At 61.0% G+C, this 24,369-nt stretch carries 24 protein-coding genes; 10 read left to right on the top strand and 14 right to left on the bottom strand.

Annotated elements, in window-relative coordinates; translation table 11 throughout:
* Positions 1 to 16 precede the first annotated feature (16 nt).
* A complete protein-coding gene (mltF, locus tag KSS97_RS06495) occupies positions 17 to 1,477 on the top strand; it encodes a membrane-bound lytic murein transglycosylase MltF (RefSeq protein ID WP_030139608.1) in 1,461 nt (486 codons plus the stop codon).
* A 189-nt stretch (positions 1,478 to 1,666) separates the two neighbouring features.
* Here mltF and pdxJ read toward each other — a convergent pair whose 3' ends face one another.
* The 8 genes from pdxJ to lptF all read right to left on the bottom strand — a co-directional run bounded on the left by pdxJ (position 1,667) and on the right by lptF (position 10,153).
* Positions 1,667 to 2,410, bottom strand: coding sequence for a pyridoxine 5'-phosphate synthase (gene pdxJ / locus KSS97_RS06490; protein WP_030139609.1), 744 nt, complete (start codon positions 2,408 to 2,410; stop codon positions 1,667 to 1,669).
* 50 nt (positions 2,411 to 2,460) lie between these two features.
* The gene (recO, locus tag KSS97_RS06485; RefSeq protein WP_030139610.1) at positions 2,461 to 3,144 is read right to left on the bottom strand and encodes a DNA repair protein RecO; all 684 of its coding nucleotides are present in this window, start codon (positions 3,142 to 3,144) and stop codon (positions 2,461 to 2,463) included.
* 168 nt (positions 3,145 to 3,312) lie between these two features.
* The gene (gene era, locus KSS97_RS06480; RefSeq protein WP_030139611.1) at positions 3,313 to 4,215 is read right to left on the bottom strand and encodes a GTPase Era; all 903 of its coding nucleotides are present in this window, start codon (positions 4,213 to 4,215) and stop codon (positions 3,313 to 3,315) included.
* Positions 4,208 to 4,897: a ribonuclease III gene (gene rnc / locus KSS97_RS06475; protein WP_030139612.1), complete on the bottom strand. Its 690-nt coding sequence runs from the start codon at positions 4,895 to 4,897 to the stop codon at positions 4,208 to 4,210. The genes era and rnc overlap by 8 nt, the downstream gene beginning before the upstream one ends.
* A gap of 184 nt (positions 4,898 to 5,081) precedes the next feature.
* On the bottom strand, positions 5,082 to 5,936 hold the full coding sequence (gene lepB, locus KSS97_RS06470) for a signal peptidase I (protein WP_217861321.1): 855 nt from the start codon (positions 5,934 to 5,936) through the stop codon (positions 5,082 to 5,084).
* 5 nt (positions 5,937 to 5,941) lie between these two features.
* Positions 5,942 to 7,741 (bottom strand): translation elongation factor 4, encoded by a 1,800-nt coding sequence (lepA, locus tag KSS97_RS06465; protein WP_030139614.1) that lies wholly within the window; start codon positions 7,739 to 7,741, stop codon positions 5,942 to 5,944.
* A 236-nt stretch (positions 7,742 to 7,977) separates the two neighbouring features.
* Entirely contained in the window at positions 7,978 to 9,039 is a 1,062-nt protein-coding gene (gene lptG / locus KSS97_RS06460) for an LPS export ABC transporter permease LptG (RefSeq protein ID WP_030139615.1), read from the bottom strand.
* The gene (gene lptF, locus KSS97_RS06455; protein WP_030139616.1) at positions 9,032 to 10,153 is read right to left on the bottom strand and encodes an LPS export ABC transporter permease LptF; all 1,122 of its coding nucleotides are present in this window, start codon (positions 10,151 to 10,153) and stop codon (positions 9,032 to 9,034) included. The genes lptG and lptF overlap by 8 nt, the downstream gene beginning before the upstream one ends.
* A 313-nt stretch (positions 10,154 to 10,466) precedes the next feature.
* Between lptF and KSS97_RS06450 the strand changes: the two genes are divergently transcribed.
* From KSS97_RS06450 to rlmF, 5 genes are all read left to right on the top strand, one after another.
* The gene (locus KSS97_RS06450; RefSeq protein WP_030139617.1) at positions 10,467 to 11,957 is read left to right on the top strand and encodes a leucyl aminopeptidase; all 1,491 of its coding nucleotides are present in this window, start codon (positions 10,467 to 10,469) and stop codon (positions 11,955 to 11,957) included.
* A gap of 60 nt (positions 11,958 to 12,017) precedes the next feature.
* Positions 12,018 to 12,446: a DNA polymerase III subunit chi gene (locus tag KSS97_RS06445; protein WP_030139618.1), complete on the top strand. Its 429-nt coding sequence runs from the start codon at positions 12,018 to 12,020 to the stop codon at positions 12,444 to 12,446.
* A gap of 7 nt (positions 12,447 to 12,453) precedes the next feature.
* A complete protein-coding gene (locus KSS97_RS06440; protein ID WP_217861320.1) occupies positions 12,454 to 12,819 on the top strand; it encodes a DNA polymerase III subunit chi in 366 nt (121 codons plus the stop codon).
* A gap of 250 nt (positions 12,820 to 13,069) precedes the next feature.
* Positions 13,070 to 15,916 (top strand): valine--tRNA ligase, encoded by a 2,847-nt coding sequence (locus KSS97_RS06435; RefSeq protein ID WP_217861319.1) that lies wholly within the window; start codon positions 13,070 to 13,072, stop codon positions 15,914 to 15,916.
* A 254-nt stretch (positions 15,917 to 16,170) separates the two neighbouring features.
* A complete protein-coding gene (gene rlmF / locus KSS97_RS06430; RefSeq protein ID WP_217861318.1) occupies positions 16,171 to 17,190 on the top strand; it encodes a 23S rRNA (adenine(1618)-N(6))-methyltransferase RlmF in 1,020 nt (339 codons plus the stop codon).
* A 124-nt stretch (positions 17,191 to 17,314) separates the two neighbouring features.
* Here rlmF and KSS97_RS06425 read toward each other — a convergent pair whose 3' ends face one another.
* Positions 17,315 to 17,596 carry an HU family DNA-binding protein gene (locus KSS97_RS06425; protein ID WP_030139622.1) on the bottom strand — a complete coding sequence of 94 codons (282 nt, stop codon included), beginning with the start codon at positions 17,594 to 17,596 and terminating at the stop codon, positions 17,315 to 17,317.
* Positions 17,597 to 17,990: 394 nt separating this feature from the next.
* Here KSS97_RS06425 and yejK point away from each other — a divergent pair, with 394 nt between their 5' ends.
* A complete protein-coding gene (gene yejK, locus KSS97_RS06420; RefSeq protein WP_030139623.1) occupies positions 17,991 to 18,995 on the top strand; it encodes a nucleoid-associated protein YejK in 1,005 nt (334 codons plus the stop codon).
* Positions 18,995 to 19,351 (top strand): glutaredoxin family protein, encoded by a 357-nt coding sequence (locus KSS97_RS06415; protein WP_217861317.1) that lies wholly within the window; start codon positions 18,995 to 18,997, stop codon positions 19,349 to 19,351. The genes yejK and KSS97_RS06415 overlap by 1 nt, the downstream gene beginning before the upstream one ends.
* Before the next feature lie 142 nt (positions 19,352 to 19,493).
* On the opposite strand, the gene KSS97_RS06410 is transcribed toward KSS97_RS06415, so the two are convergent.
* The 5 genes from KSS97_RS06410 to KSS97_RS06390 form a co-directional block, all read right to left on the bottom strand.
* Positions 19,494 to 20,429, bottom strand: coding sequence for a glutathione S-transferase family protein (locus KSS97_RS06410; RefSeq protein ID WP_198796577.1), 936 nt, complete (start codon positions 20,427 to 20,429; stop codon positions 19,494 to 19,496).
* 79 nt (positions 20,430 to 20,508) lie between these two features.
* On the bottom strand, positions 20,509 to 20,832 hold the full coding sequence (locus tag KSS97_RS06405; RefSeq protein ID WP_198796578.1) for a GIY-YIG nuclease family protein: 324 nt from the start codon (positions 20,830 to 20,832) through the stop codon (positions 20,509 to 20,511).
* 41 nt (positions 20,833 to 20,873) lie between these two features.
* Positions 20,874 to 21,344 (bottom strand): nuclear transport factor 2 family protein, encoded by a 471-nt coding sequence (locus KSS97_RS06400; RefSeq protein WP_217861316.1) that lies wholly within the window; start codon positions 21,342 to 21,344, stop codon positions 20,874 to 20,876.
* Between the two features lie 85 nt (positions 21,345 to 21,429).
* Positions 21,430 to 22,758 carry a CynX/NimT family MFS transporter gene (locus tag KSS97_RS06395; RefSeq protein ID WP_217861315.1) on the bottom strand — a complete coding sequence of 443 codons (1,329 nt, stop codon included), beginning with the start codon at positions 22,756 to 22,758 and terminating at the stop codon, positions 21,430 to 21,432.
* The gene (locus tag KSS97_RS06390) at positions 22,748 to 23,407 is read right to left on the bottom strand and encodes a FadR/GntR family transcriptional regulator (RefSeq protein ID WP_198796581.1); all 660 of its coding nucleotides are present in this window, start codon (positions 23,405 to 23,407) and stop codon (positions 22,748 to 22,750) included. Before KSS97_RS06390 ends, KSS97_RS06395 begins: the two co-directional genes overlap by 11 nt.
* Positions 23,408 to 23,571: 164 nt before the next feature.
* On the opposite strand from KSS97_RS06390, the gene KSS97_RS06385 reads away from it, so the two are divergent.
* Both KSS97_RS06385 and KSS97_RS06380 read left to right on the top strand, forming a co-directional pair.
* Entirely contained in the window at positions 23,572 to 23,883 is a 312-nt protein-coding gene (locus KSS97_RS06385; RefSeq protein WP_030139630.1) for a type II toxin-antitoxin system MqsR family toxin, read from the top strand.
* Positions 23,880 to 24,362: a type II toxin-antitoxin system MqsA family antitoxin gene (locus KSS97_RS06380; protein WP_217861314.1), complete on the top strand. Its 483-nt coding sequence runs from the start codon at positions 23,880 to 23,882 to the stop codon at positions 24,360 to 24,362. The genes KSS97_RS06385 and KSS97_RS06380 overlap by 4 nt, the downstream gene beginning before the upstream one ends.
* Positions 24,363 to 24,369: the final 7 nt, after the last annotated feature.

Raw genomic sequence — 24,369 nt, 5'->3', positions numbered from 1 at the left:
TGCGTATACTGCGCAGATGTTTTCCCCAACGGCTTTGCGTCCGCGGTACGCCAGATGGCTGATCGCAACCGGACTCTTCCTGGTGCTCAGTGGTTGTGTTGAGAAACCCAACACACTGGAGCGCGTAAAGGAGGATGGCGTGCTGCGGGTCGTTACCCGGAACAGCCCCGCCACCTACTTCCAGGATCGCAATGGTGAGACCGGCTTCGAATACGAGCTGGTGAAGCGCTTCGCCGAGGATTTGGGGGTCGAGCTGAAAATCGAGACCGCCGACAACCTGGATGACCTGTTCGGCCAGGTCGGCAAGCCGAATGGCCCGGTATTGGCCGCCGCGGGCCTGGTCAGCAGCGAGCCGCGCAAGCAGCAGGTGCGGTTCTCCCATCCTTATCTGGAAGTCACCCCCCAGATCATCTATCGCAACGGCCAGTCACGCCCCACCGACGCGGCAGGCCTGGCCGGCAAGAAGATCATGGTGCTCAAGGGCAGCACCCACGCCGAGCAATTGGCGCAGTTGAAGCAGCAATATCCAGGCATCGAATACGAAGAGTCCGACGCGGTTGAAGTCGTCGACCTGCTGCGCATGGTCGATGAGGGCCAGATCGATCTGACCCTCGTCGATTCCAACGAAGTGGCGATGAACCAGGTGTATTTCCCCAACGTGCGCGTGGCGTTCGACCTGGGCGACGCCCGGAGCCAGAGTTGGGCGGTCGGTCCCGGCGAAGACAACAGCCTGCTCAACGAAATCAATGCCTACCTGGACAAGGTGCAGAAGAACGGCACGCTGCAACGCCTCAAGGACCGCTATTACGGGCACGTCGATGTCCTCGGCTACATGGGCGCGACAACCTTTGCCCAACACCTGCAGCAACGGCTGCCCAAGTATGAGCAGCACTTCAAGGCCTACGCCAAGAAAGAAAAAGTCGATTGGCGCTTGCTGGCCGCCATCGGTTACCAGGAATCACTCTGGCAACCGGCGGTCACGTCCAAGACCGGCGTGCGCGGCCTGATGATGCTGACCCAGAACACCGCCCAGGCCATGGGCGTGTCCAATCGCCTGGATCCGAAGCAGAGCATCATGGGCGGCGCCAAATACCTGGCCTACATGAAGGATCAGTTGGACGAGAGCATCGAAGAACCGGACCGCACCTGGTTCGCCCTCGCCGCCTACAATGTGGGCAGTGGCCACCTCGACGACGCGCGCAAGCTCGCTGCCAAGGAAGGGCTGAATCCGAACAAGTGGCTGGATGTGAAGAAAATCCTGCCGCGCCTCTCCCAGAAGCAGTGGTACAGCAAGACCCGCTACGGCTACGCCCGGGGCGGCGAGCCGGTGCATTTCGTGGCGAACATCCGTCGCTACTACGACATCCTCACCTGGGTGACGCAGCCGCAGCTCGAAGGCAACCAGGTGGCCGAAGGCAACCTGCATGTGCCGGGCGTGGACAAGAGCAAGCCAAACCAGGAATCCCCGCAGCTCTGACAGCTGCCCACTCCCACAGCTTTGCTTGGACTACCCACATACTTTGTATCCAGCCAAGATCCCCTGTGGGAGCGGGCTTGCTCGCGAAAGCGGTGTGTCAGCCACTTCAATGGTGACTGACCTGACGCCTTCGCGAGCAAGCCCGCTCCCACAGTTTTGATCGGGGCGTTTAGAAGTTTTGTGGTGGGCTCAGGACCTGGCAGCCGCCAGGATCAGCGCCTTCATCTCCGCCACCGCCGACTTGAACCCGACGAACAACGCATGGGCCACCAGCGCATGGCCGATGTTCAGTTCGTTGATGCCCTTGATCGCCGCGACGGCTTCGACGTTGTGATAATGCAGGCCATGGCCGGCGTTGACGACCAGGCCTTGGGCCAGGCCAAAAGCGACGCCGTCGGCCACTCGTTGCAGTTCATCGGCCACGTCGGTGGGCGTCTCGGCATCGGCGTAACGCCCGGTGTGCAGTTCGATGGCCGGGGCGCCAACCCGCTTGGAGGCTTCGATCTGCCGCTCGTCGGCGTCGATGAACAGCGACACCTCGGCGCCGATCTTCGAGAGGCGTTCCACCGCCAGGCTGATCCGCGATTCCTGCCCCGCGACATCGAGGCCGCCTTCGGTGGTCAGTTCCTGCCGGGTTTCCGGCACCAGGCAGATATGCGCCGGGCGGATGCGCTCGGCGAACGCCATCATTTCCTCGGTCACGCCCATTTCGAAATTCATGCGGGTCTGCAGCACATCCTTGAGCAGCAACACGTCGCGCTCCTGGATGTGGCGACGGTCTTCACGCAGGTGCACGGTGATGCCGTCGGCACCCGCCTCTTCGGCGTCCAGCGCAGCCTTGACCGGATCCGGGTAGCGCGTACCACGGGCCTGGCGGAGGGTGGCGACATGGTCGATGTTCACGCCGAGAAGAATGCGATTGCTGGTGCTCACGAAAAGCGCTCCTGAATGGACAGAGATTCGGCCCACAGCATACGGGGAGATCAGGGCTTGCGAAACAGCTCGCGACTGACCAGCGGCCGGCCACCCAAGTGAACCGCCAGCGCTTGGCGCATCAAACGCTTGGCGGCCGCCAACGCACCGGGCGCGGTCCAGTCGGCTTCGGCCATGGCCAAGAGCTCAACGCCATTGAACAGCCCCGGTTGCAACTGGTAGACCTGCTCCAGGCCCGCATCCACTTGCAAGCGGTACAGCCCGTCGGCGGCGATGGGCTGGCCGTGCAGGTCGGTGTCGAGGGAAAAACCGTAGCCCAGGTCGTCCAGCAGGCGCCATTCGAAGGAGCGCAGCAACGGCTCCAGCGGCCGGCCTTCGGCCAGGGCCAGCAGCGTCGCGGTGTAATGATCGAAAACGGCGGGATGGGGATCTTCGGCGGGCAGCAGGCGGATCAACAGCTCATTGAGGTACAAGCCGCTGAACAACGCCTCGCCGTTGAGCCAGGCCGCGACGCCGTTGCTTTCCATGCGCCCGACGTTCTTCAACTCGCCCCGCCCGCGAAACTCGACCTCCAGCGGCACGAACGGCCGCGCCAGCGTCCCGGCCTTGCCCCGCGCCCCACGCAACACCGCCCGCAGCCGCCCTTGGGGCGTGAGGAAATCCACCAGGGCGCTGCTTTCGCGGTAGGCGCGGCTGTGGAGGACGTAGGCGGGTTGGGCGATGGGTTGGGACATTAAAGTCGCAGTTCTCACTGGGCGAGCAAAATTTTATAAACAACCCGAAACCAATGTGGGAGCGAGCTTGCTCGCGATAGCGGTCTGTCAGTCAACGTCCATGTTGAATATCAGGCCCTCATCGCGAGCAAGCTCGCTCCCACAATGGTTCTCGGTATATCCAGCTAATCAGAGGTCGCCGTAACCCAACGAACGCAACGCCCGCTCGTCATCGGACCAGCCGCCCTTCACCTTGACCCACAGGTTGAGCATGATCTTGGAGTCGAACAGCAGCTCCATGTCCTTGCGCGCCTCGGTGCCGATGCGCTTGATGCGCTCGCCCTTGTCGCCAATGATGATCTTCTTCTGGCCGTCACGTTCGACGAGGATCAAGGCATGGATATGCAGGGTCTTCCCCTGTTGCTTGAACTCTTCGATCTCGACGGTGATCTGGTATGGCAGCTCGGCACCCATCTGGCGCATGATTTTCTCGCGCACCAGTTCAGCGGCGAGGAAGCGGCTGCTGCGGTCGGTGATCTGGTCTTCGGGGAAGAAATGATCGTTTTCCGGCAGGTGCTCGGCAATCACCCGCTCCAGCGCGTCGAGGTTATGGCCATGCTGGGCGGAGATCGGGATGATCTGGGCATTCGGCAACTGCTCCTGCAACCAGCTCAGGTGCGGCATCAGTTCTGCCTTGTCTTCGATGCGATCGGTCTTGTTCAGCGCCACGATCAGCGGACCGGTCACGTACTGGACGCGCTCGAGGACCATCTGGTCTTCTTCGGTCCACTTGGTGCGATCAACCACGAAGATCACCACGTCGACGTCTTTCAGCGCCGCCGAAGCAGTCTTGTTCATGTAGCGGTTCAGGGCCTTTTCACCGCCCTTGTGCATCCCCGGGGTGTCGACGTAGATCGCCTGCACGTCGCCTTCGGTCTTGATGCCCAGCATGTTGTGGCGGGTGGTCTGCGGCTTGCGCGAGGTAATCGCCAGCTTCTGGCCCAGGATGTGGTTCAACAGCGTGGACTTGCCCACGTTCGGCCGACCGACAATGGCGACATAGCCGCAGCGGGTGACGGTTGTATCAGTCATTGCCATTCTCCACGCCCAGGGCGATCAGTGCTGCAGCGGCCGCGACCTGTTCGGCAATACGACGGCTGACGCCCTGGCCTCGGCTTTTTTCATTCAATAGGACCACTTCGCACTCGACGAAGAAGGTTCGGCAATGCGGCTCACCCTGGATATCCACCACTTCATAGCGTGGCAGTTCGCAACTGCGCGATTGCAGGAATTCCTGCAAGCGGGTCTTGGGATCCTTGTTGGTGTCAACCAGCGTCAGGCTGTCGATCTCGGACGTCAGCCAGGCCAGCACGCGCTCGCGCGCCATTTCCATGCCCGAATCCAGGTAGATCGCGCCAATCAATGCTTCCAGGGCATCGGCGAGGATCGACTCGCGACGGAAACCGCCGCTTTTCAGCTCACCCGACCCCAGGCGTAGATAATCGCCCAGGTCGAAACCACGGGCCAGTACGGCCAGGGTCTCACCTTTTACCAATCGTGCGCGCAAACGCGACAATTGGCCTTCGCGAGCCAGGGGAAAGCGTTCGAACAACGCCTCGCCGGCGACGAAATTGAGGATGGCATCGCCGAGGAATTCCAGGCGTTCGTTGTTGCGCCCGGCAAAACTGCGGTGAGTGAGGGCCAGGAGCATCAGCTCCTGATCCTTGAAAGTGTAGCCGAGCTGACGCTCGAGGCGGCTTAGAGAAACGCTCACGGTTTACCCACGCTGAGTTCGTGGCTGGATTCCACCGCCACGGCGACGAGGCGCCGCTGGCTTGGGACAATTAACGCTGTGTTCAAAAATGACGTCCTGACTATCGTTGGCTTCATGCCTTCGGGCAACCTTGTGCAGGCTCCAGAAAAGCATTCGGCGCTGTGTTCAACAGCGCCGTGTGTGATTACTTGATCAGGCCAACCCGCGAGAAATTCGGCAGGTGGCTGAGTTTGGGTTCCGGCCAGCTCATCCAGACCGCAAAGGCCTTGCCGACAATGTTGCGGTCGGGGACCATGCCCAGCAGGTCCTTGGGAATGCTCGGATCATCCCAGTAGCGGCTGTCGTTGGAGTTGTCGCGGTTGTCACCCATCATGAAGTAGTGCTCCGCCGGCACGGTCCACGAATGGTCCGGGGTGGCGCGGTAGCGGCTCATTTCCTTGCGGATCAGGTGTTCGGCTTCGCCGAGTTTTTCCTTGTAGAGCTCGGCGCTGCCCAGCGTGCCCGGCTCGGAGCCGATCAGTTGCTCGGCTACCAGCTCGCCATTGACGAACAGACGCTTGTCGGCGGTGTAGCGGATCTTGTCGCCCGGCAGGCCGACCACGCGCTTGATGTAGTTGACGTTCGGATCGCTTGGGTAGCGGAACACCATCACATCGCCGCGTTGCGGGTCGCCGATCTCGATGACTTTCTTGTCGATCACCGGCAACCGGATCCCGTAGGAAAACTTGTTCACCAGGATGAAGTCGCCCACATCCAGGGTCGGCTTCATCGAGCCGGACGGGATCTGGAACGGCTCCACCAGGAACGAGCGCAGCACGAGCACGATGAACAGCACTGGAAAGAACGACTTGCCGTACTCGACCAGCAGCGGTTCCTTGTTGAGCTTTTCAATGACCACGCCATCAGGCTGGCTGACGCTGCCCTGATAAGAGGCAATGGCGGCCCGGCGCCGGGGCGCCAGGAACAATAGATCGAGCAACCCCAACAGGCCGCAGACAAACACGGCGATAACCAGCAACAGCGGGAAATTTAGCGACATAGGACCTAACTATCCAACCTGAGCACCGCAAGGAAGGCTTCCTGTGGAATTTCCACGTTACCGACCTGCTTCATGCGTTTTTTACCGGCCTTCTGCTTTTCCAACAGCTTGCGCTTACGGCTGACGTCGCCGCCGTAGCATTTGGCCAATACGTTCTTTCTGAGCGCCTTGACGGTTGTACGCGCCACAATCTGACCGCCAATGGCGGCCTGGATTGCCACGTCGAACATCTGCCGCGGAATCAGTTCCTTCATCTTCTCGGTCAACGCGCGACCTTTGTAGTGCGCGTTGTCACGGTGCACGATCAATGCCAGGGCATCGACTTTCTCGCCGTTGATCAGCACATCCAGCTTCACCAGATTAGCCGATTGGTAGCGATCGAAATGATAGTCCAGCGAAGCATAGCCGCGACTGGTGGATTTCAGCCGATCGAAGAAATCCAGCACCACTTCGTTCATCGGCAAGTCGTAGGTCACCTGGACCTGCGTGCCGAGGAACAGCATGTCGTGCTGCACGCCGCGTTTTTCGATGCACAGGGTAATGACGTTGCCCAGGTGTTCCTGAGGCACAAGGATGTTGGCGCGCACGATCGGCTCGCGCATGTCCTCGATGGCCGACAGGTCCGGCAGCTTGGACGGGTTGTCGACGTAGATCGTCTCGCCGTTCTTGAGGAGCAGTTCGAAGATCACCGTTGGCGCCGTGGTGATCAGGTCCAGGTCATACTCGCGCTCCAGGCGCTCCTGGATGATTTCCATGTGCAGCATGCCCAGGAACCCGCAACGGAAACCGAAGCCCAGGGCGTCGGAGCTTTCCGGGGTGTATTGCAGGGACGAGTCGTTCAGGGTCAGCTTCTGCAGGGCTTCGCGGAAGTCCTCGAAATCATCGGAGCTGACCGGGAACAGGCCGGCGTAGACCTGCGGCTGGATACGCTTGAAACCGGGCAGCACTTCGACGTCGGGGGTGGTGCTCAAGGTCAGGGTGTCGCCGACCGGCGCACCGTGGATGTCCTTGATACCGGCGATGATGAAGCCCACTTCACCGGCCTTCAGGTCGACGGTGGCGGTGTGTTTCGGGTTGAAGACACCGACGCTGTCCACCAGGTGGATCTTGCCGGTGGATTTGACCAGGATCTTGTCGCCTTTCTTCACGCGGCCGTGGCGCACGCGAACCAGGGAGACCACGCCCAGGTAGTTGTCGAACCAGGAGTCGATGATCAACGCTTGCAGCGGATCTTCGATATTGCCGGTCGGTGCGGGAATGGTCGTTACCAAGCGCTCGAGCACTTCGTCGACGCCCAGGCCGGTCTTGGCGCTGCAGGTGACCGCGTCGGTGGCGTCGATGCCGATGATCTTCTCGATTTCTTCCTTCACGCGTTCCGGATCGGCCTGTGGCAGGTCGATCTTGTTCAGCACCGGCATGACTTCCAGGCCTTGCTCGATGGCCGTGTAGCAGTTGGCGACGGACTGGGCCTCGACGCCCTGGCCGGCATCGACCACCAGCAACGCGCCTTCACAGGCCGCCAGGGACCGGCTGACTTCGTAGGTGAAGTCGACATGGCCCGGGGTATCGATGAAGTTGAGCTGGTAGGTAATGCCGTCTTTGGCCTTGTAGTAGAGGGTAACGCTGTGGGCCTTGATGGTGATCCCGCGTTCACGCTCGAGGTCCATGGAGTCCAGGACCTGGGCTTCCATTTCACGCTCGGCCAGGCCGCCGCACATCTGGATGAAGCGATCAGCCAGCGTCGACTTGCCATGGTCAATGTGGGCGATGATGGAGAAATTGCGGATATGACTCAAATCACTCACGGATCAACACTCAAAAAGGCTGCAGGCAAGGCCCGCCGAAAAATAGCCGGGAATTGTACCTGATCCATTGAGCAAGCGTCACGTGTGGCGAGGGAGCTTGCTCCCGCTGGGCTGCGAAGCGGCCCCTCGATTATCCGCCATGGCGATGTGCCAGGCAGGCTGCAGGGGACTGCTGCGCAGTCCAGCGGGAGCAAGCTCCCTCGCCACAGAAACTCCCCCGCCACAAGAAAATGGGATCAACCCGCCCGACGCAGCAGCCAGAGGCCGGCCAACGCGCAAACACCGGCCGGCACCAGCACCGCAAACAGCGGTGAGAAACCGAACACCAGGCTCGATGGCCCCAACAAGTCCTGGGCAATACGGAAGGTAAAGCCCACCAGCACGCCGGTGAACACCCGCTGGCCGAGGGTCACCGAACGCAGCGGACCGAAGATGAAGGAAATCGCCATCAGCACCAGGGCAGCGGTCACCAGCGGTTGCAACACCTTGACCCAAAAAGCCAGCCAGTAGCGCCCGTTGTTCAGGCCCTGGTCTGCCAGGTAGTGGATGTAGCCCCACAGGCCGGTGATCGACAGCGATTCTGGCGCCATCACGACGGTGCTGAGCAGTTGCGGGCTCAACGCCACGTCCCAGCGCTCCGTTGGAGCGGCGACCACTTCGGTGCGTTTGTCGTGGAACAGAGTGGTGGTGACGTCGCTCAGTTGCCAGTGATCTTCGGCGAATTTGGCGCGTTTGGCGAAACTCGAGGACAGCATGTGCCGCTGATCGTCGAAACGATAGCGAGTCACGCCATACAAGGTACCGTTCGGCTGGACCGAGTTGATATGGATGAACTCATCACCCTGGCGGTGCCAAAGGCCGTGCTTGGCGCTTTGCGCATCGCCGCCACCCTGGGCCAGGGAACGGTTGGCCTGGGCGGTGTTCTCGGTGGCCGGGGCAACATATTCGCCGATCAGCACACCGACCAGCATCAGTACCAGCATCGGCTTCATCACTGCCCAGACAATCCGACCGATGGACACGCCAGCCGCGCGCATGATGGTCAATTCGCTGTTGCTCGCCAGGCTGCCCAAGCCAATCAGGCAGCCGATCAACGCAGCCATCGGCAACATGTCATACAGGCGCCGCGGCGCGGTCAGCAACACGTAGCTGAGGACGTCCGCCAGGGTGTAGGTGTCGCTGACGTCGCTCATTTCATCAATGAACGCGAACAAGGTCGCCAGGCCAAGAATGATCCCCAGCACAGCAAGGATCGCCATGAATACGCTGCTGCCGATGTAGCGGTCGAGTTTAACCACGGGCCACCTCCAGCGCACTGCGACGGCTGGCGAGCTTCAGGCGCATGGGCTCCCAATAGAGCAACCCGAGCCCAATGGCGAGGAATATCGAATGCACCCACCACAGGCCCAGCGCCGGCGGGATCTTGCCTTTTTCCAGGGCGCTGCGGGCGGAAATCAGGATGGTCAGGTAAGCCATGTACAAAAGGATCGCTGGCAATAGCTTGAGGAAACGGCCCTGGCGGGGGTTGACCCGCGACAGCGGAACCGCCATGAGCGTCACGATGAACACCAGCAGCGGCAGCGACAAGCGCCACTGCAGCTCGGTACGGGCGCGGATGTCATTGCTGCCCAGCAGGCTTGAAGTCGGCATCGCATCGCGATCGGTGACTTCGTCGCTGGCCTCGGGCTTGGGCAGCAACACGCCGTAGGTGTCGTATTTGATAGCGCGATAATCGGCCTGGCCCGGCTTGCCGTCGTAGCGGTAGCCATTCTCGAGAATCAGGTAGCGGTTACCGTCCGGGTTGATTTCCTGCCGACCCTTCTCGGCCACCAGCACGGAGATCCCGCGGTCTTTCTTGGCATCCGAAGACAGGTTTTTCTGGGTGATGAAGACGCCCCCCAGGTTGATCCGGTCATCCGAAAGCTGTTCGGTGTAGGTGACACGCGTCCCGTCACGCAGGGCCTGGAAGCGCCCCGGCACCAGGGTGTCGAATTCGGTCATGGCGTCCTGCTGGTTGATCAGCAGCTGGAATTGGTTGGCTCCCTGGGGCGCCAGGCTCAGGCTCAGCCAGGCCACCACCAGCGCCACCAGCGTTGCCGGGAACAACGTGATGCGAAACAGTCGCTGCTGGCTCATGCCCGTGGCGGACAGCACGGTCATTTCGCTGTCCAGGTACAGGCGACCGTAAGCCAGCAGGATGCCGAGGAACAACCCCAGCGGCAGGATCAGTTGCAGGAAGCCCGGCAGGCGGAATCCCATGATCAGGAACAACGAGCCCGGGTCCAGGGCGCCGGAGGCCGCCTGCGCGAGGTACTTGATGAAGCGCCCGCTCATGATGATGACCAGCAGCACGGCGCTGACCGCGCTCAGGGTCAGCAGGACTTCGCGGGACAGATAACGAAAGACGATCAAACCAGACACTCCACGATTGTCAGGCTATGGCGGCCAAACAAGGAAACGTATCGAGCCAGCTCACGCAGCGAGCCGCCGAAAAAAGAGCCGCATTATCCTGTGATTGGACGCGCCTGTCACTGCGCACGCTTTAACCAGACGCTTCATGGCCAAAAAGTTAACGACTGCGAGGGTTGTCAGGCTCGGGCGCCGAGGTTCAAACTGCGGCCTTTGTCGCCGGCAAGCCCGGCGCTTCTTTTATATAGAAGACAGCTGTTCAGCGCGCCACTGTCTCGGCGCCTGGCCTCTTGACCATTCATTCAGGGATCCGGACATGGAACTGGTTGTAAAAAGCGTCAGCCCAGAAACGTTGAAGACCGCCACGCTGGTGGTTGCCGTTGGTGAAAACCGCAAGCTCGGCGTCGTCGCCACCCAGCTTGACGCCTTGAGCGGCGGCGCGATCAACGCCGTACTCAAGCGCGGCGACCTGGCCGGCAAAGTCGGCCAGAGCCTGTTGCTGCACAGCCTGCCCAACCTCAAGGCCGAGCGCGTGCTGCTGGTCGGCGTAGGCAAGGAAGCTGAACTGGGCGACCGTCCGTTCCGCAAGATCATTGCCGGCGTGCTGGGCACCCTGAAAAACCTCGGCGGTGGCGACGCAGCACTGGCGCTGGACGAACTGGTGGTCAAGGGCCGCGACAGCTATGGCAAGAACCGCCTGCTGGCCGAGACCCTGGTGGACGGCGAATATCAATTCGACCAATTCAAGAGCCAGAAAGCCGAACCCCGCGCCCTGAAAAAAGTCACCCTGCTGACCATCAAGGCCGCCCAGGCCGAAGTCCAGCGCGCCGTGACCCATGCCACCGCGATTGCCAACGGCATGGCCTTCACCCGCGACCTGGGCAACCTGCCGCCGAACATCTGCCACCCGACGTTCATGGGCGAACAGGCCAAGGCACTGGGCAAGGAATTCAAAGGGCTCAAGGTCGAAGTCTTCGACGAGAAGAAAATCAAGGACCTTGGCATGGGCTCGTTCTATGCCGTCGGCCAGGGCAGCGCCCAGCCGCCACGCCTGATCGTCATGCAATACAACGGCGGCAAGAAAGCCGAGAAGCCGTACGCACTGGTCGGCAAGGGCATCACCTTCGACACCGGGGGCATCAGCCTCAAGCCCGGCGCCGGCATGGATGAAATGAAATACGACATGGGCGGCGCCGCCAGCGTGCTCGGCACCTTGCGCGCCGTGCTCGAGCTGCAACTGCCGATCAACCTGGTCTGCATTCTCGCCTGCGCTGAAAACATGCCCAGCGGCACGGCTTCGCGTCCTGGCGACATCGTCACCACCATGAGCGGCCAGACCGTCGAAATCCTCAACACCGACGCAGAGGGCCGCCTGGTCCTGTGCGACGCCCTCACCTATTCCGAGCGCTTCAAGCCGCAAGCGGTGATCGACATCGCCACCCTGACCGGCGCTTGCGTCGTCGCACTTGGCGCCCACACCTCGGGCCTGCTGGGCAACAACGACGAACTGATCGGCCAGTTGCTCAGCGCCGGCCAGCAAGCCGATGACCGCGCCTGGCAATTGCCGCTGTTCGACGAGTACCAGGAACAACTGGACAGCCCGTTCGCCGACATCGCCAACATCGGCGGCCCGAAAGCCGGGACCATCACGGCGGCGTGCTTCCTGTCGCGCTTCACCAAGAACCTGAACTGGGCGCACCTGGACATCGCCGGCACGGCCTGGACCAGCGGCGGCAAGGACAAGGGCGCCACCGGCCGTCCGGTTCCACTGTTGACCCAATACCTGCTGGACCGCGCCAAGGCCTGACACCAATGACTGCCGTTGGCGTCGCCCTCGGGTGGCGCCAGCGGCTGTTCAGGAACCGCAATGACCAAAGTCGATTTCTATATCCTGCCCAGCGCCGATCCCTCGGCGCGGCTGGATTTCGCCTGCAAGCTGACTGAAAAGGCCTGGCGAATGGGCCATCGCATCTACCTGCACTGCAGCGATGCCGCCCAGCGCGAAGACCTCGACGCACGACTGTGGGCTTTCAAGGGCGAAAGCTTCGTGCCCCATGGCCCGGCAGAAAGCGAGCCCGAGGGCTTGATCGTGCTCGGCTTGGGGAATGACTGCGGGCAACATCAGGACCTGCTGGTCAACCTTGACCTGAAAGTGCCGGCCTTCGCCCAGCGCTTCGCCCGCGTGGCGGAAGTGGTGGTTGAGGACCCGGCCATCCGGCAAGCCGCGCGGGAGAGTTTCCGTTTCTACCGCGAACAGGGCTATCCTCTGCAAGACCACCGTTTACAGCGACTCTGAGCCTACGATGGACACTCCTAAACCGCCGCAAAAACCCGCCCAATTGCTGGATGACCTCGAGTCGATCCGCCAGTTGCTCGGCGATGACAACCTGCAACCGCCGCTGTTGACCGATACGGTGGAACACGAGCCGGTGCATGACGAACAGATCCCGCTGCTGTTCGACCCGATCAACGGCCAGCCCGAACCCCAGCCAGCCCCCCAGCCTGAACCCAAGGGCCCCGATGCCCTGCTGCACCTGGACCGCGAACTCCGCGCCGCCGCGCAGTTGATCATGCAAGACGTCATCGACGACTTCGCCCCGCACATCGAGACCGAGATCAAGCGCCGGCTGGATGCGCGGATGGAGCGGTTGTTGAGTCAGTACGAGTAGCCCAGCGCCAACGCGTTGCCCAAGTATCCCTGACCACCTACATCCCTGTGGGAGCGGGCTTGCTCGCGAAGGCGGTGTGCCAGACAACACATTTGCTGCTGACATACCGCCTTCGCGAGCAAGCCCGCTCCCACATTGCTCGATTGTGTTCACAAATCATCTGCCAGCTCGCAGCTGGTGGCTTGCACCAGCCCCGCCCGCTATACTTCCCGGCTTTTCCTGAATAAATGCCAATAAGGTCCCGCCGCGCATGGATAAGACCTACCAGCCGCACGCCATTGAAACTTCCTGGTACAACACCTGGGAGTCCGAGAATTATTTCGCTCCGCAAGGCGCGGGCGATTCCTACACCATCATGATCCCGCCGCCGAACGTCACCGGCAGCCTGCACATGGGCCACGGTTTCAACAACGCGATCATGGACGCCCTGATCCGTTTCCGTCGCATGCAAGGTCGCAACACCTTGTGGCAACCGGGTACCGACCACGCCGGTATCGCCACGCAGATGCTGGTGGAGCGTCGTCTCGAAGCCCAGGGCCAGAATCGTCATGACCTCGGTCGCGAGAAATTCCTCGAGAAAGTCTGGGAATGGAAAGACGAGTCCGGTGGCAATATCAGCCGCCAGATCCGTCGCCTCGGCTCATCCGTGGATTGGAGCCGCGAGCGCTTCACCATGGACGACGGCCTTTCGGAGGCGGTGAAAGAAGCCTTCGTCCGCCTGCATGAAGACGGCCTGATCTATCGCGGCAAGCGCCTGGTCAACTGGGACACCAAGTTGCACACGGCCATTTCCGACCTCGAAGTGGAGAACCACGACGAGAAAGGTTTCTTGTGGAACCTGAAATACCCGTTGGCCGACGGCGCGAAAACCGCTGAAGGCAAGGATTACCTGATCGTCGCCACCACCCGTCCGGAAACCATGCTGGGCGACTCTGCCGTGGCGGTGAACCCGAACGACGAGCGCTATCAGGCGCTGATCGGTCAGTTCGTCGAGCTGCCGCTGGTTGGCCGGCGCATCCCGATCATCGGCGACGATTACTGCGATCCTGAATTCGGCACCGGCTGCGTGAAGATCACCCCGGCCCACGATTTCAACGACTATGAAGTCGGCAAGCGCCACAACCTGCCGCTGCTGAACATCTTCGACAAGAACGCCAATGTCTTGCCAGCGGCCCAGGCGTTCAACCTCGACGGCACGCTGAACGAAAGCGTCGATGGCCAGATCCCGGCCGAATACGCCGGCCTGGAACGCTTCGAGGCACGCAAGCAGATTGTTGCCGCGTTCGACGCCGCCGGCCTGCTGGTCAGCGTCGACGATCATGCCCTGAAAGTCCCGAAAGGCGACCGCTCCGGCACCATCATCGAGCCATGGCTGACCGACCAATGGTACGTGTCCACCAAGCCGTTGGCCGAACCTGCAATTGCCGCCGTCGAAGATGGCCGCATCCAGTTCGTGCCCAAGCAATACGAGAACATGTACTTCTCGTGGATGCGCGACATCCAGGATTGGTGCATCAGCCGCCAGCTATGGTGGGGCCATCGCATCCCGGCCTGGTACGACGAGTCGGGCAAGGTCTACGTCGGCCGCGATGAAGCCGAAGTCCGCGCCAAGCACAACCTCGGTCCGGACGTGGCGCTGGCGCAGGACAACGACGTCCTCGATACCTGGTTCAGCTCGGGCCTGTGGACCTTCTCCACACTGGGCTGGCCGCAACAGACCGAGTTTCTGAAGAAATTCCACTCCACCGACGTGCTGGTTACCGGCTTCGACATCATTTTCTTCTGGGTCGCCCGGATGATCATGTTGACCATGCACCTGGTGAAGAACGAGGACGGCACGCCGCAAGTGCCGTTCAAGACGGTCTACGTCCATGGCCTGGTGCGCGACGGCCAGGGCCAGAAGATGTCCAAGTCCAAGGGTAACGTCCTGGACCCGTTGGACATCATCGACGGCATCGACCTGGAAACCCTGGTGCAGAAACGCACCTCCGGGCTGATGCAGCCGAAACTGGCGAAGAAGATCGAGAAAGCCACCCGCGAAGAATTCGCCGAGGGCATCGCCAGCTACGGCACCGATGCACTGCGTTTCACCTTCTGCTCGCTGGCGTCCACCGGTCGTGACATCAAGTTCGACATGGGTCGCGTCGAAGGCTATCGCAACTTCTGCAACAAGATCTGGAACGCCGCGCGCTACGTGCTCGACAAGGGCGAGGACTGCGGCCAGAACGGCGAAGCCTACGAGCTGAGCCTGGCCGATCGCTGGATCATTTCCCAGTTGCAACGCACCGAAGCCGAAGTGACCCGCCAGCTTGACCAGTTCCGTTTCGACCTGGCCGCACAAGCGCTGTACGAGTTCATCTGGAACCAGTATTGCGACTGGTACCTGGAACTGTCCAAGCCTGTGTTGTGGGACGAAAATGCGCCGGTCGAGCGCCAGCGCGGCACCCGTCGCACCCTGGTGCGCGTACTGGAAGTGGCCTTGCGCCTGGCGCATCCATTCATGCCGTTCATCACCGAGGAAATCTGGCAGCGCATCGCGCCGCTGGCGGGCATTCAAGGCAAGACGATCATGCTGCAACCGTGGCCGGTGGCCAACGAAAGCCGCATCGATCCGGCAGCGGAAGACGACATCGAATGGCTGAAGACCTTCATGCTCGGCCTGCGTAACATCCGCGCCGAAATGAACATCGGCCCGGGCAAGCCATTGACCCTGTTCCTGAAAAACGCCAACGCCGAAGACCTGCGTCGCCTCAATGAGAACGAAGCACTGCTCAAGAAGCTGGCGAAGCTTGAATCGGTGACCGTGCTGGCGGCGTGCGAAGAAGCGCCGCTGTCCGCCACCGCATTGGTTGGCGAAATGGAAGTGCTGGTGCCAATGGCCGGCCTGATCGACAAGGCCGCCGAACTGGCGCGCCTGGACAAGGAAATCCTGCGTCTGAAGGGCGAAGTCCAGCGGGTTGGCGGCAAGCTGTCCAACGCTGGCTTCGTCGACAAGGCGCCGGCCGAGGTCATCGAGAAGGAACGGGCCAAGCTGGCCGAGGCCGAACAGGCCCTGGGCAAGCTGGCTGAGCAGCACGCGCGGATTGCCAGCCTGTAACGGCGGTTCGCAACGAAAAAGGAGGTCCAGCTGGACCTCCTTTTTTATGCCTGTCACTTTCTCCCGGACAATGAAGAACCCTTGTGGGAGCGAGCTTGCTCGCGATAGCGGTAGGTCAGCCAACTGATATGCCGACTGACACACCGCTATCGCGAGCAAGCTCGCTCCCACATTTAATACGCGCAATCATCAAGAGCGCGCGGGATGTGGGACAATACCCGCCATTTTCAGCCATACCCGAATCGACCACGCCCATGAACGCCCCCCGCACTCCCAAACCTGCACGCAAGAAGCCAGACGCCGCGCCCCCAAGCAAAACCGTCGAGCCGCGCGAGAAGGCCAGCCTGCACCCGCGCAATCGCCATCAGGGTCGTTACGACTTCCCGGCGCTGATCAAGACCTCGCCGGAGCTGGCGAAGTACGTGATCACCAATCCGTACGGCAAGGAAAGCATCGACTTCGCCAGCCCCGACGCGGTGCGAGTGTTCAACCGGGCATTGCTCAAGGCGTTCTATGGCATCCAGCACTGGGACATCCCGGCGGATTACCTCTGCCCCCCGGTTCCAGGCCGCGCCGATTACGTGCACTTCCTCGCTGACCTGCTGGCGAGCATGAACGACGGCAAAGTGCCGCGTGGTGCGATCGTCAATGTGCTGGACATCGGCATGGGCGCCAATTGCGTGTACCCGCTGATAGGCAACAGTGAATACCGCTGGCACTTCCTCGGCTCTGAGATCGACCCGACAGCGGTCGCGGCCGCCAGGGCCATCGTTCAATCCAACGATTTGAGCAAGGTCATCCAGCTGCGCCAGCAGGAAAACCGCAAGCACATCCTCATCGGCCTGCTGGAACCGGGCGAGCGTTTCGACCTGACCATGTGCAACCCGCCGTTCCATGCCTCGATGGAAGAAGCGACCAAGGGCAGCGAGCGCAAGTGGCGCGCCTTGGGCAAGGCTGACCCGAAACGCAAGCTGCCGGTGCTGAACTTTGGCGGGCAATCGGCAGAGCTATGGTGTGAAGGCGGTGAAGCGCGTTTTGTGACGCAGCTGATTGCCGAAAGTGCGAACTTCCAACACAAAGTCTTGTGGTTCAGCACGTTAGTATCGAAAGCCTCGAACCTGCCGGCCATCGAAACCGCGCTGAAGAAGGCTGGCGCGCTGGAGAGCCAGGTGGTGGAGATGTCGCAGGGGCAGAAGCAGAGTCGTTTTGTGGCGTGGACTTTCCAGACCAAGTCCGAGCAGCAGATATGGCGGCGTGAGCGCTGGGTCCGCTAATACGGCTCAGGCCAAGGTGGGAGCAAACTCGCTCCCACAATGAGTACAGCGTCGATATGGAATCGCAAGCACAAAAAAACCGTGTCCGGATCACTCCGGAGCACGGTTTTTTTATCGCTGCGTCTTACTTGTTCACAGCGTCGGTCAGGCCTTTGGCCACAACCAGCTTGATCACTTTCTTGGCCGGGATTTCGATGGCTGCGCCAGTCGAAGGGTTGCGACCGGTGCGGGCAGGACGCTCGGTGACTTTCAGCTTGCCAACGCCTGGCAAGGTCAGTTCGCCGCCGTTTTCCAGCTGATCGGCAACGACTTGGCCCAGTTGGTCCAGCAGAGCACGCACGGTAGCTTTTGGTGCGTCTACAGATTCAGCCAAATCAGCGATCAGTTGGTCTTTAGTAAGAGCCATGTAGTGTTCCTTCCCTATCAAATTCATATGGATTGCAGAGTGCAGTGTCAGCCATCGAGCCCGATCTATCTGATCAGCCGCCCTCGGTCATCACCACGACGGATCGGGGTAATAGATGCCGAAATCCGGGTTTGGTTCGACCTGACAAATGCTGAATGCACGCTTAACGCAGTGACATCGCGTAAGACCGGGCAAAACTAGCACAACGCCTGTGAAATATCCGCCTCTACCTACCCATTTGGTCAGCTTTATTGCGCTAAATCGGTAAAAAAACGCCCGCTGGGTGTCGGAAGGGTCTGAAAGGGCCTTCGACGCGTCGCAAAACCAGTGATTGCGGTACACTGGGCCCTTTTCGGGGAGCGCGCCCTCCCCTCTTTCATCAGCCGAGAAATCCATGCCGATCCGTCATTGCATCGTCCACCTGATCGACAAAAAACCCGACGGCACCCCTGCTGTACTCCATGCCCGCGACTCCGAACTGGCAGAGTCAACGGCCATCGAGAACATGCTCGCCGACCTCAATGAAAGCTATAACGCCAAACAAGGCAAGGCCTGGGGTTTCTTCCACGCCGAGTCCGGGGCGCATCCGTTCAGCGGCTGGCTGAAGGAGTACTTGGATGGCGGCAAGGATTTCACCGCGTTCAGTCGCGTGGCGGTGGAACACCTGCAAAAATTGATGGAAGAATCCAACCTGTCAGTGGGCGGCCACGTGCTGTTCGCCCATTACCAGCAAGGCATGACCGACTACCTGGCCATCGCCCTGTTGCACCACAGCGAAGGCGTTGCCGTCACCGACGAACTGGACGTCACCCCGTCCCGTCACCTGGACTTGGGCCAGTTGCACCTCGCGGCGCGGATCAACGTGTCGGAATGGCAGAACAACAAACAATCCAAGCAATACATCTCGTTCATCAAAGGCAAGAACGGCAAGAAAGTCTCGGAGTACTTCCGCGACTTCATCGGTTGCCAGGAAGGCGTCGACGGCCCCGGCGAGACCCGCACCCTGCTCAAGGCCTTCAGCGACTTCGTCGAAAGCGAAGACCTGCCCGAAGACGATGCCCGGGAAAAGACCAAGACCCTGGTGGATTACGCCAGCAGCCAGGCCAAGCTCGGCGAACCCATGGGCCTGGAGGAACTGTCCGAACTGATCGACGAAGAGCGCCCGAAAGCGTTCTACGACCACATACGCAACAAAGATTACGGCCTGTCGCCGGAGATCCCGGCGGATAAACGCACCCTCAACCAGTTCCGCCGCTTCACCGGCCGCGCCGAAGGCTTGTCCATCAGCTTCGAAGCGCATCTGCTGGGCTCCAAGATCGAGTATGACGAAGAAGCGGGCACGCTGATCATCAAGGGGTTGCCGACGTCGCTGACCGATCAGCTCAAGCGCCGCAATTGATGCTCAGTGGTGTGCTGAAGAAATGCCTGCTGGTTCTTCTGGTGGTGGTGGCTTACCAGAATTGGGGCAAGATCGAGCGGGTGTTCAACCCGTCGCAGATGGTTTCAGAGCAGATTCGCAGCAGCGCCCGCGTCGTGCTGTATGCCACCGATTGGTGCGGCTACTGCAAGGCCACCCGGCGTTTCCTGGATGAGAAAGGCGTACCGTTTCGCGAGTTCGATATCGAGAAAGACGCCGAGGCGCGCAAGACCTACGAGGCGCTGGGCGGCCGGGGGATTCCGATCCTCGACGTGAACGGCACGTTGATTCGCGGATATGAGCCGGAGAATATCCTCAGGGCGTTGTCCGCGACTTAAGACGACCCGCCAACAGTGACGGCCCCTTCGCGAGCAGGCTCGCTCCCACATTGGATCTGCGGTGATCATGGTATCCGGCGCGATCTCTGTAGGAGCGAGCCTGCTCGCGAAAGCGATGGCTCAGTCACCGCCTCCGGGAAGGTCAGACTGCCTCGATCCGAAACCCGAATCGCGGAAAGTGCACATGCACAACGCCGCCGCGCTCATCTTCACGGCGCAGGATCAGTTCTTCGCGCCCGGCAAACAGCAATTCACCGACCACCGGATCGACACCATAGTCCGTCGCGGCGATGGTGACCTGCTGCCCCATCGCAAAGCCATTCGGCTCATTGAACAATTCATCCGGCAGCGCTGCTGGTGCAGTGTTCCGGGCCACGTCCAACGCCTCTTCGGAGCTCATCTCTTTCGGCGCGCCATGACCAAAGCCCAGCACCCGCGCGAGCCAAGCCGACACAGCCGGATGCTCATCCACCAACGGTGAAGTGACGGGTGTGCCCTTGAGGAACCACAGCGGATGCGCCATGGCGAAATCGGCAATCGACGGATCGCCCAGGAGGAAATCGCCCTCTTCGCGCTGCAACTGCTGCTCGAGCCGCGCCATGATCGTCGGCCACTGATGCTTGGCCTGCTCGGCAGACAGACGCGTGGTCGTGCCGCCACTGAACAACCCGGCGCGGTCGCGGATGAACGCCTTGATGGCTTCAGGCGTCAGCCTGGCAAAACGCACCGCCACCGATTCAGGCTGGAACACCAGGCTCACCGCGTGCTGGAACACCACCGAATCAGCCCACGCCGCGAAAGACGCTGCGATCATTTCACGGCCTTCAGGGAACAGCGCTGGCGAGGCCTTTTCCTGTTCCAGCCGACGGGCCATCAGGGACGTGTCGCAATAGATATCCGCGCCGATCTGCAACACCGGTGTCTTGCGATAGCCGCCCGTCAATGCCGTCAGGTCGGGCTTGGGCATCATCGGCGGGATGCTCACCGAACGCCAGGCCAGGCCCTTGAAGCCCAACAGCAGACGGGCCTTTTCCGCGAAAGGAGATGTCGGATAATGGTGAAGGATCAGCTCTGACATGAGATTCGCCAATGCAGGTAGGAAGTCCCGCACTTTAGCGCGCCAAGAAGCAACAGCCTACCCGCCTGATGAAGGACTATCAGCGCGGTTGATCGAGCACCGTTGCACTGGCCACCAAACATTCCTTGGCACTCTTCCTGAGCTTCTTGATCAGCCTTTCCTGGCGCAGGGCCTCGCCCTTGTCGCGACAGGCCTCGGTATACACCAGGGCCACCGCCGGGCTGGACAGAAAGAAGCGCGCGCCCTTGCCGCTCTGGTGCTTGGCGAAGCGCCGCACCGGGTCATCGCTGATGCCGCAGTACAGCGAGCCGTTGGCGGCCCGCACCAGGTAGACGAACCAGGGCTTGTCCGGCTCGGTCGCCTCGGGCACGCATAGATCTGAAGATTCGTTGGCGGTCGTCACGAAATGTTCTGCAAACGTGTAAAAAACAAGCCGCGATCTTATCAGCGACTGGCCTGGAACGCCCGCAGCCCCTTCAGCGCCTGGGCCCTGACGGCGTTGCGCACCAACGGCGTCCAACCCAACAACAGGCCCTTGGTGCCCAACGCCTGGCGAGACCAGCGCCACAGATCGAAGCTGTCATGGTGCTCGCAAATCTTGCCGTCACGGAAAACGAAGCGCGCCTGGATGTCGTTGATCACAATGTTGCCGGTCTGGCTGAACAGGTAGGTCGCCACCCAGTGCGCACCGCCGCTGCGCTCGTCGCTGCGCACGTTGTCGAAGGTCAGGGAAAAGTCCTTGGCCCGGGTTGTCAGCATGCGCCACATGTCACCAGCATCGCGCCCGCGCAGTTCGCCAAACGCCGGATCGCTGAACACCACGTCATCGGTGTAGCAAGCGCTCATGGCTTCAGCGTCCAGGCGCTGGAAGGCCTGATAAAAACGGGTGATCAAGGCGTTGTGGGCATCACTCATGGGCAGGCTCCGAAACGTTTCAGTAGGCCTGCACGATAATCTGCCGCTGCGGGGAAGACCACCGTCATTCGCCATGAAAATGATATCAACGACGATCCGTGACTCGTTCGCTGACCACGCCCACATACAATGCCCGTCCAGCCCCCACGCCGGCGATGATCGCCCCCACGCCAACCAGGCCGAAGATCCAGCCCAGGGCATTCCAGCCGCCGGTCAAGTCATGGACCACGCCGACCGCGAACGGCCCCAGCGACGCCAGCGTATAACCAAAGCCCTGGGCCATGCCGGAGAGGTTGGCGGCCACATGGGCGTCCCGCGAACGCAACACGATCAGGGTGAGCGCCAGGCTGAACGTCGCGCCCTGCCCCAGCCCCAACAGGATCGCCCAGCCCCACAAACCGTCAATGGGCGCGTAGAGGCAACCGAACAAACCGCCCAGGGTCATGAGCATGACGATCACGATGGCCAGGCGCTGGTCCTTGCCACGCGTTGCCAGCCAAGGCGCACTCAGTGAACTGATCAGTTGCACGATGACCGAGCCAGACAGCACGAGCCCAGCCTCGGTCGGACTCAGCCCTCGACCGATGAGAATCGAGGGCAGCCAGCCGAACACGATGTAGGCCAGGGACGATTGAAGCCCCATGTACAAGGTCACTTGCCAAGCCAACGGATCGCGCAGCAAGCCACGGACCCGGTACGCCACTTGGTGGGCGCCGTGTTTCTGCCCCACTTGCGGCAGCCAGAACACCGCAGCAAGCAGCGCCGGGACCACCCAGAACCCCAGGCCCAAGGCCCAGTTTTCGCCGAGCTGCTCGCTCAGCGGCACCGTGGCCCCTGCCGCCATCGCGGCGCCCAGGCAAAGGGCCATGGTGTAGACACCGGTCATGGTGCCAGCCTGCTTGGCGAAGTCGCGCTTGACGATACCCGGCAACAGCACGCCGATGATCCCGATACTCGCGCCCGCCAGGATACTGCCGGCGAACAAGCCGATCTGGCCGAACGAACTGCGCAGGACAATTCCACCGGCCAACGTCAGCAAGATCCCCAGCACCACGCGCTCGGCACCGAAACGCCGCGCCAGCACCGGCGCCAACGGCGCGAACAGGCCCAGGCAAAGCACCGGCAGCGTCGTCAACAAACCCGCTTGCGCAGCCGACAGCCCCAAGCTCTTTGACACCTCGCTAAGCAGCGGCGCCATGCTCGACAATGCCGGGCGCAGGTTCAACGCAACCAGTATCAGCCCGAGCAGCAACAGCCAGGGTCGGCGCACCAATGGATGGCTCTGCTGGGCCTGCTCGTCGTCGGCTTCGGCGTCGATCAGCAGTTCTTCGAGTTCGGCGGCGCGTTTGTGCGTCGTCACCGGGGTGCGGTCAAGCGAATCGCGGGACATGGAAAACTCTGGTTCAGGGTTCATTGATCAACTGCCGACACAGGGCCTTGGCCCGCTCCGGATCCTGTCGCTCGACGGCTTCGAGGATTTCGATGTGCAGATCGAACACGTGTTGATGGCGGGGAATGATGTTGAGGCTGTGGCGCAATTGCGCGCCGATCACGCTGGAAAAATAGCGATACAGCTCGCTGAGGGCCGGGTTGTGGGCGGCATCTACCAACAGACGATGGAAGATCAGATCACAGGCAATGTAGTGCTCCAGGTCGCCATGGTAATGCTCGCCGCTGGTTTTCAGCGCCTGGCGCAACGCAAGCAAATCTTCATCGGTACGCCGCAGAGCCGCCAGGCCAATGGCCTCCACCTCCAGGATGTGGCGGGTTTCCCGAGCCTGTTCCAGCGAACAGCGCGACAGCACCTTTAGCGTGTCCAGCGGATCGACCACTGCCCGCACGTAACTGCCGTCCCCCTGGCGAATCTCGATCAACCCGGAGAACGCCAGCACGCGCATGGCTTCCCGCACGGTGTTGCGGCTGATGCCCAGCTCGGCCACCAGCTCCGGCTCGGTGGGCAAGCGCTGGCCTACGGGCCAGACGCCGTCGCTGATGCGGCGGCGCAATTGCTCCAAGGCCTGGTCGACCAAGGAGCGCTTTATCAATGGTGAAATATCGGACATGGATTCGCCTTTTCATCCAATCATAGGATGAATTTTCTGACATGTTAGTCAGCTTCGTGTAGGACGGCAACCGCCTAGGGTCAATGGGAGGCCAAAGAAACGAGATTTTCGATTAGTCAAAATTACCCTTTAAGGGTAATTTTACGAACAAGGCGTACCGTTCCATGGAAAAGAACACACCCCATTACACCTTGGTAGCAATACAGGCGGATGTCAGGCGGCTTAAAGGGAAAGCTTTCACCAGCACTGCGAAGAACACTGCTCGAACGCTCGGTTTAAACGTCTCGGACATGCAGCAGGTCATCCATGGGCTTGAGCGAAAACAGTTCTACAAATCGATGACCACCTATGACGATCATCGAGTCTGGCATGACGTCTACCACGCCAATTCACACGGTCTGCAGATTTACCTGAAGGTGACGTACCGCCCCTGCGGAGGCCCACCGGTAATTTCCTTCAAGGAGAAAAACTCATGAAACACCAGCAATGCTTCAGCTGTGGTGCCCCGGAGGGCATGTTGCATTTCGAAGGTCGCGGCGAAACCATCAGCGTCAAGGGGCTGGAACGCCGGGTCGATGACTTGTCTGGCTGGGAATGTCAGATGTGCGGCGAAGTCGAGCTCGATTCAAGCTGCTCGGATCGCTACGACCAGGCAGGTGATGAGCTGGTCAATGCGGCCAGGCGAATGATCGGTGAAGAGATCAAACGTGTCCGGCGCAAACTGCATCTATCGCAAAAGGAAGCGGTACTGCTGCTATCGGGCGGTGGACACAACGCTTTTTCCCGCTATGAGCGTGGCGAGGTCCTGGCGCCAAAAGCACTGACATTGCTGATGCGCCTGCTTGATCGCTACCCGCATTTGCTTGCAGATGCACAAGCCCTGGCTGAAGGCGCGGACTTGAAAGGATTCAAGACGACAATGCACAAGGAGCACGAAACCCTCACGGCTTCCTGAGCCGCCG

This window comes from Pseudomonas alvandae (assembly GCF_019141525.1).
Taxonomy (GTDB): domain Bacteria; phylum Pseudomonadota; class Gammaproteobacteria; order Pseudomonadales; family Pseudomonadaceae; genus Aquipseudomonas; species Aquipseudomonas alvandae.
This window is presented reverse-complemented; position numbering and strand designations above follow the sequence as displayed.

Coding starts and splice junctions, on each gene's coding strand:
- rlmF (WP_217861318.1), top strand. CDS start 16,171: ATGAACGCCCCCCGCACTCCCAAACCTGCACGCAAGAAGCCAGACGCC.
- KSS97_RS06435 (WP_217861319.1), top strand. CDS start 13,070: ATGGATAAGACCTACCAGCCGCACGCCATTGAAACTTCCTGGTACAAC.
- KSS97_RS06385 (WP_030139630.1), top strand. CDS start 23,572: ATGGAAAAGAACACACCCCATTACACCTTGGTAGCAATACAGGCGGAT.
- KSS97_RS06395 (WP_217861315.1), bottom strand. CDS start 22,758: ATGAACCCTGAACCAGAGTTTTCCATGTCCCGCGATTCGCTTGACCGC.
- KSS97_RS06450 (WP_030139617.1), top strand. CDS start 10,467: ATGGAACTGGTTGTAAAAAGCGTCAGCCCAGAAACGTTGAAGACCGCC.
- lepB (WP_217861321.1), bottom strand. CDS start 5,936: ATGTCGCTAAATTTCCCGCTGTTGCTGGTTATCGCCGTGTTTGTCTGC.
- era (WP_030139611.1), bottom strand. CDS start 4,215: ATGACTGATACAACCGTCACCCGCTGCGGCTATGTCGCCATTGTCGGT.
- recO (WP_030139610.1), bottom strand. CDS start 3,144: ATGTCCCAACCCATCGCCCAACCCGCCTACGTCCTCCACAGCCGCGCC.
- KSS97_RS06445 (WP_030139618.1), top strand. CDS start 12,018: ATGACCAAAGTCGATTTCTATATCCTGCCCAGCGCCGATCCCTCGGCG.
- KSS97_RS06440 (WP_217861320.1), top strand. CDS start 12,454: ATGGACACTCCTAAACCGCCGCAAAAACCCGCCCAATTGCTGGATGAC.
- yejK (WP_030139623.1), top strand. CDS start 17,991: ATGCCGATCCGTCATTGCATCGTCCACCTGATCGACAAAAAACCCGAC.
- mltF (WP_030139608.1), top strand. CDS start 17: ATGTTTTCCCCAACGGCTTTGCGTCCGCGGTACGCCAGATGGCTGATC.
- KSS97_RS06400 (WP_217861316.1), bottom strand. CDS start 21,344: ATGAGTGATGCCCACAACGCCTTGATCACCCGTTTTTATCAGGCCTTC.
- KSS97_RS06410 (WP_198796577.1), bottom strand. CDS start 20,429: ATGTCAGAGCTGATCCTTCACCATTATCCGACATCTCCTTTCGCGGAA.
- KSS97_RS06415 (WP_217861317.1), top strand. CDS start 18,995: ATGCTCAGTGGTGTGCTGAAGAAATGCCTGCTGGTTCTTCTGGTGGTG.
- KSS97_RS06380 (WP_217861314.1), top strand. CDS start 23,880: ATGAAACACCAGCAATGCTTCAGCTGTGGTGCCCCGGAGGGCATGTTG.
- KSS97_RS06425 (WP_030139622.1), bottom strand. CDS start 17,596: ATGGCTCTTACTAAAGACCAACTGATCGCTGATTTGGCTGAATCTGTA.
- KSS97_RS06390 (WP_198796581.1), bottom strand. CDS start 23,407: ATGTCCGATATTTCACCATTGATAAAGCGCTCCTTGGTCGACCAGGCC.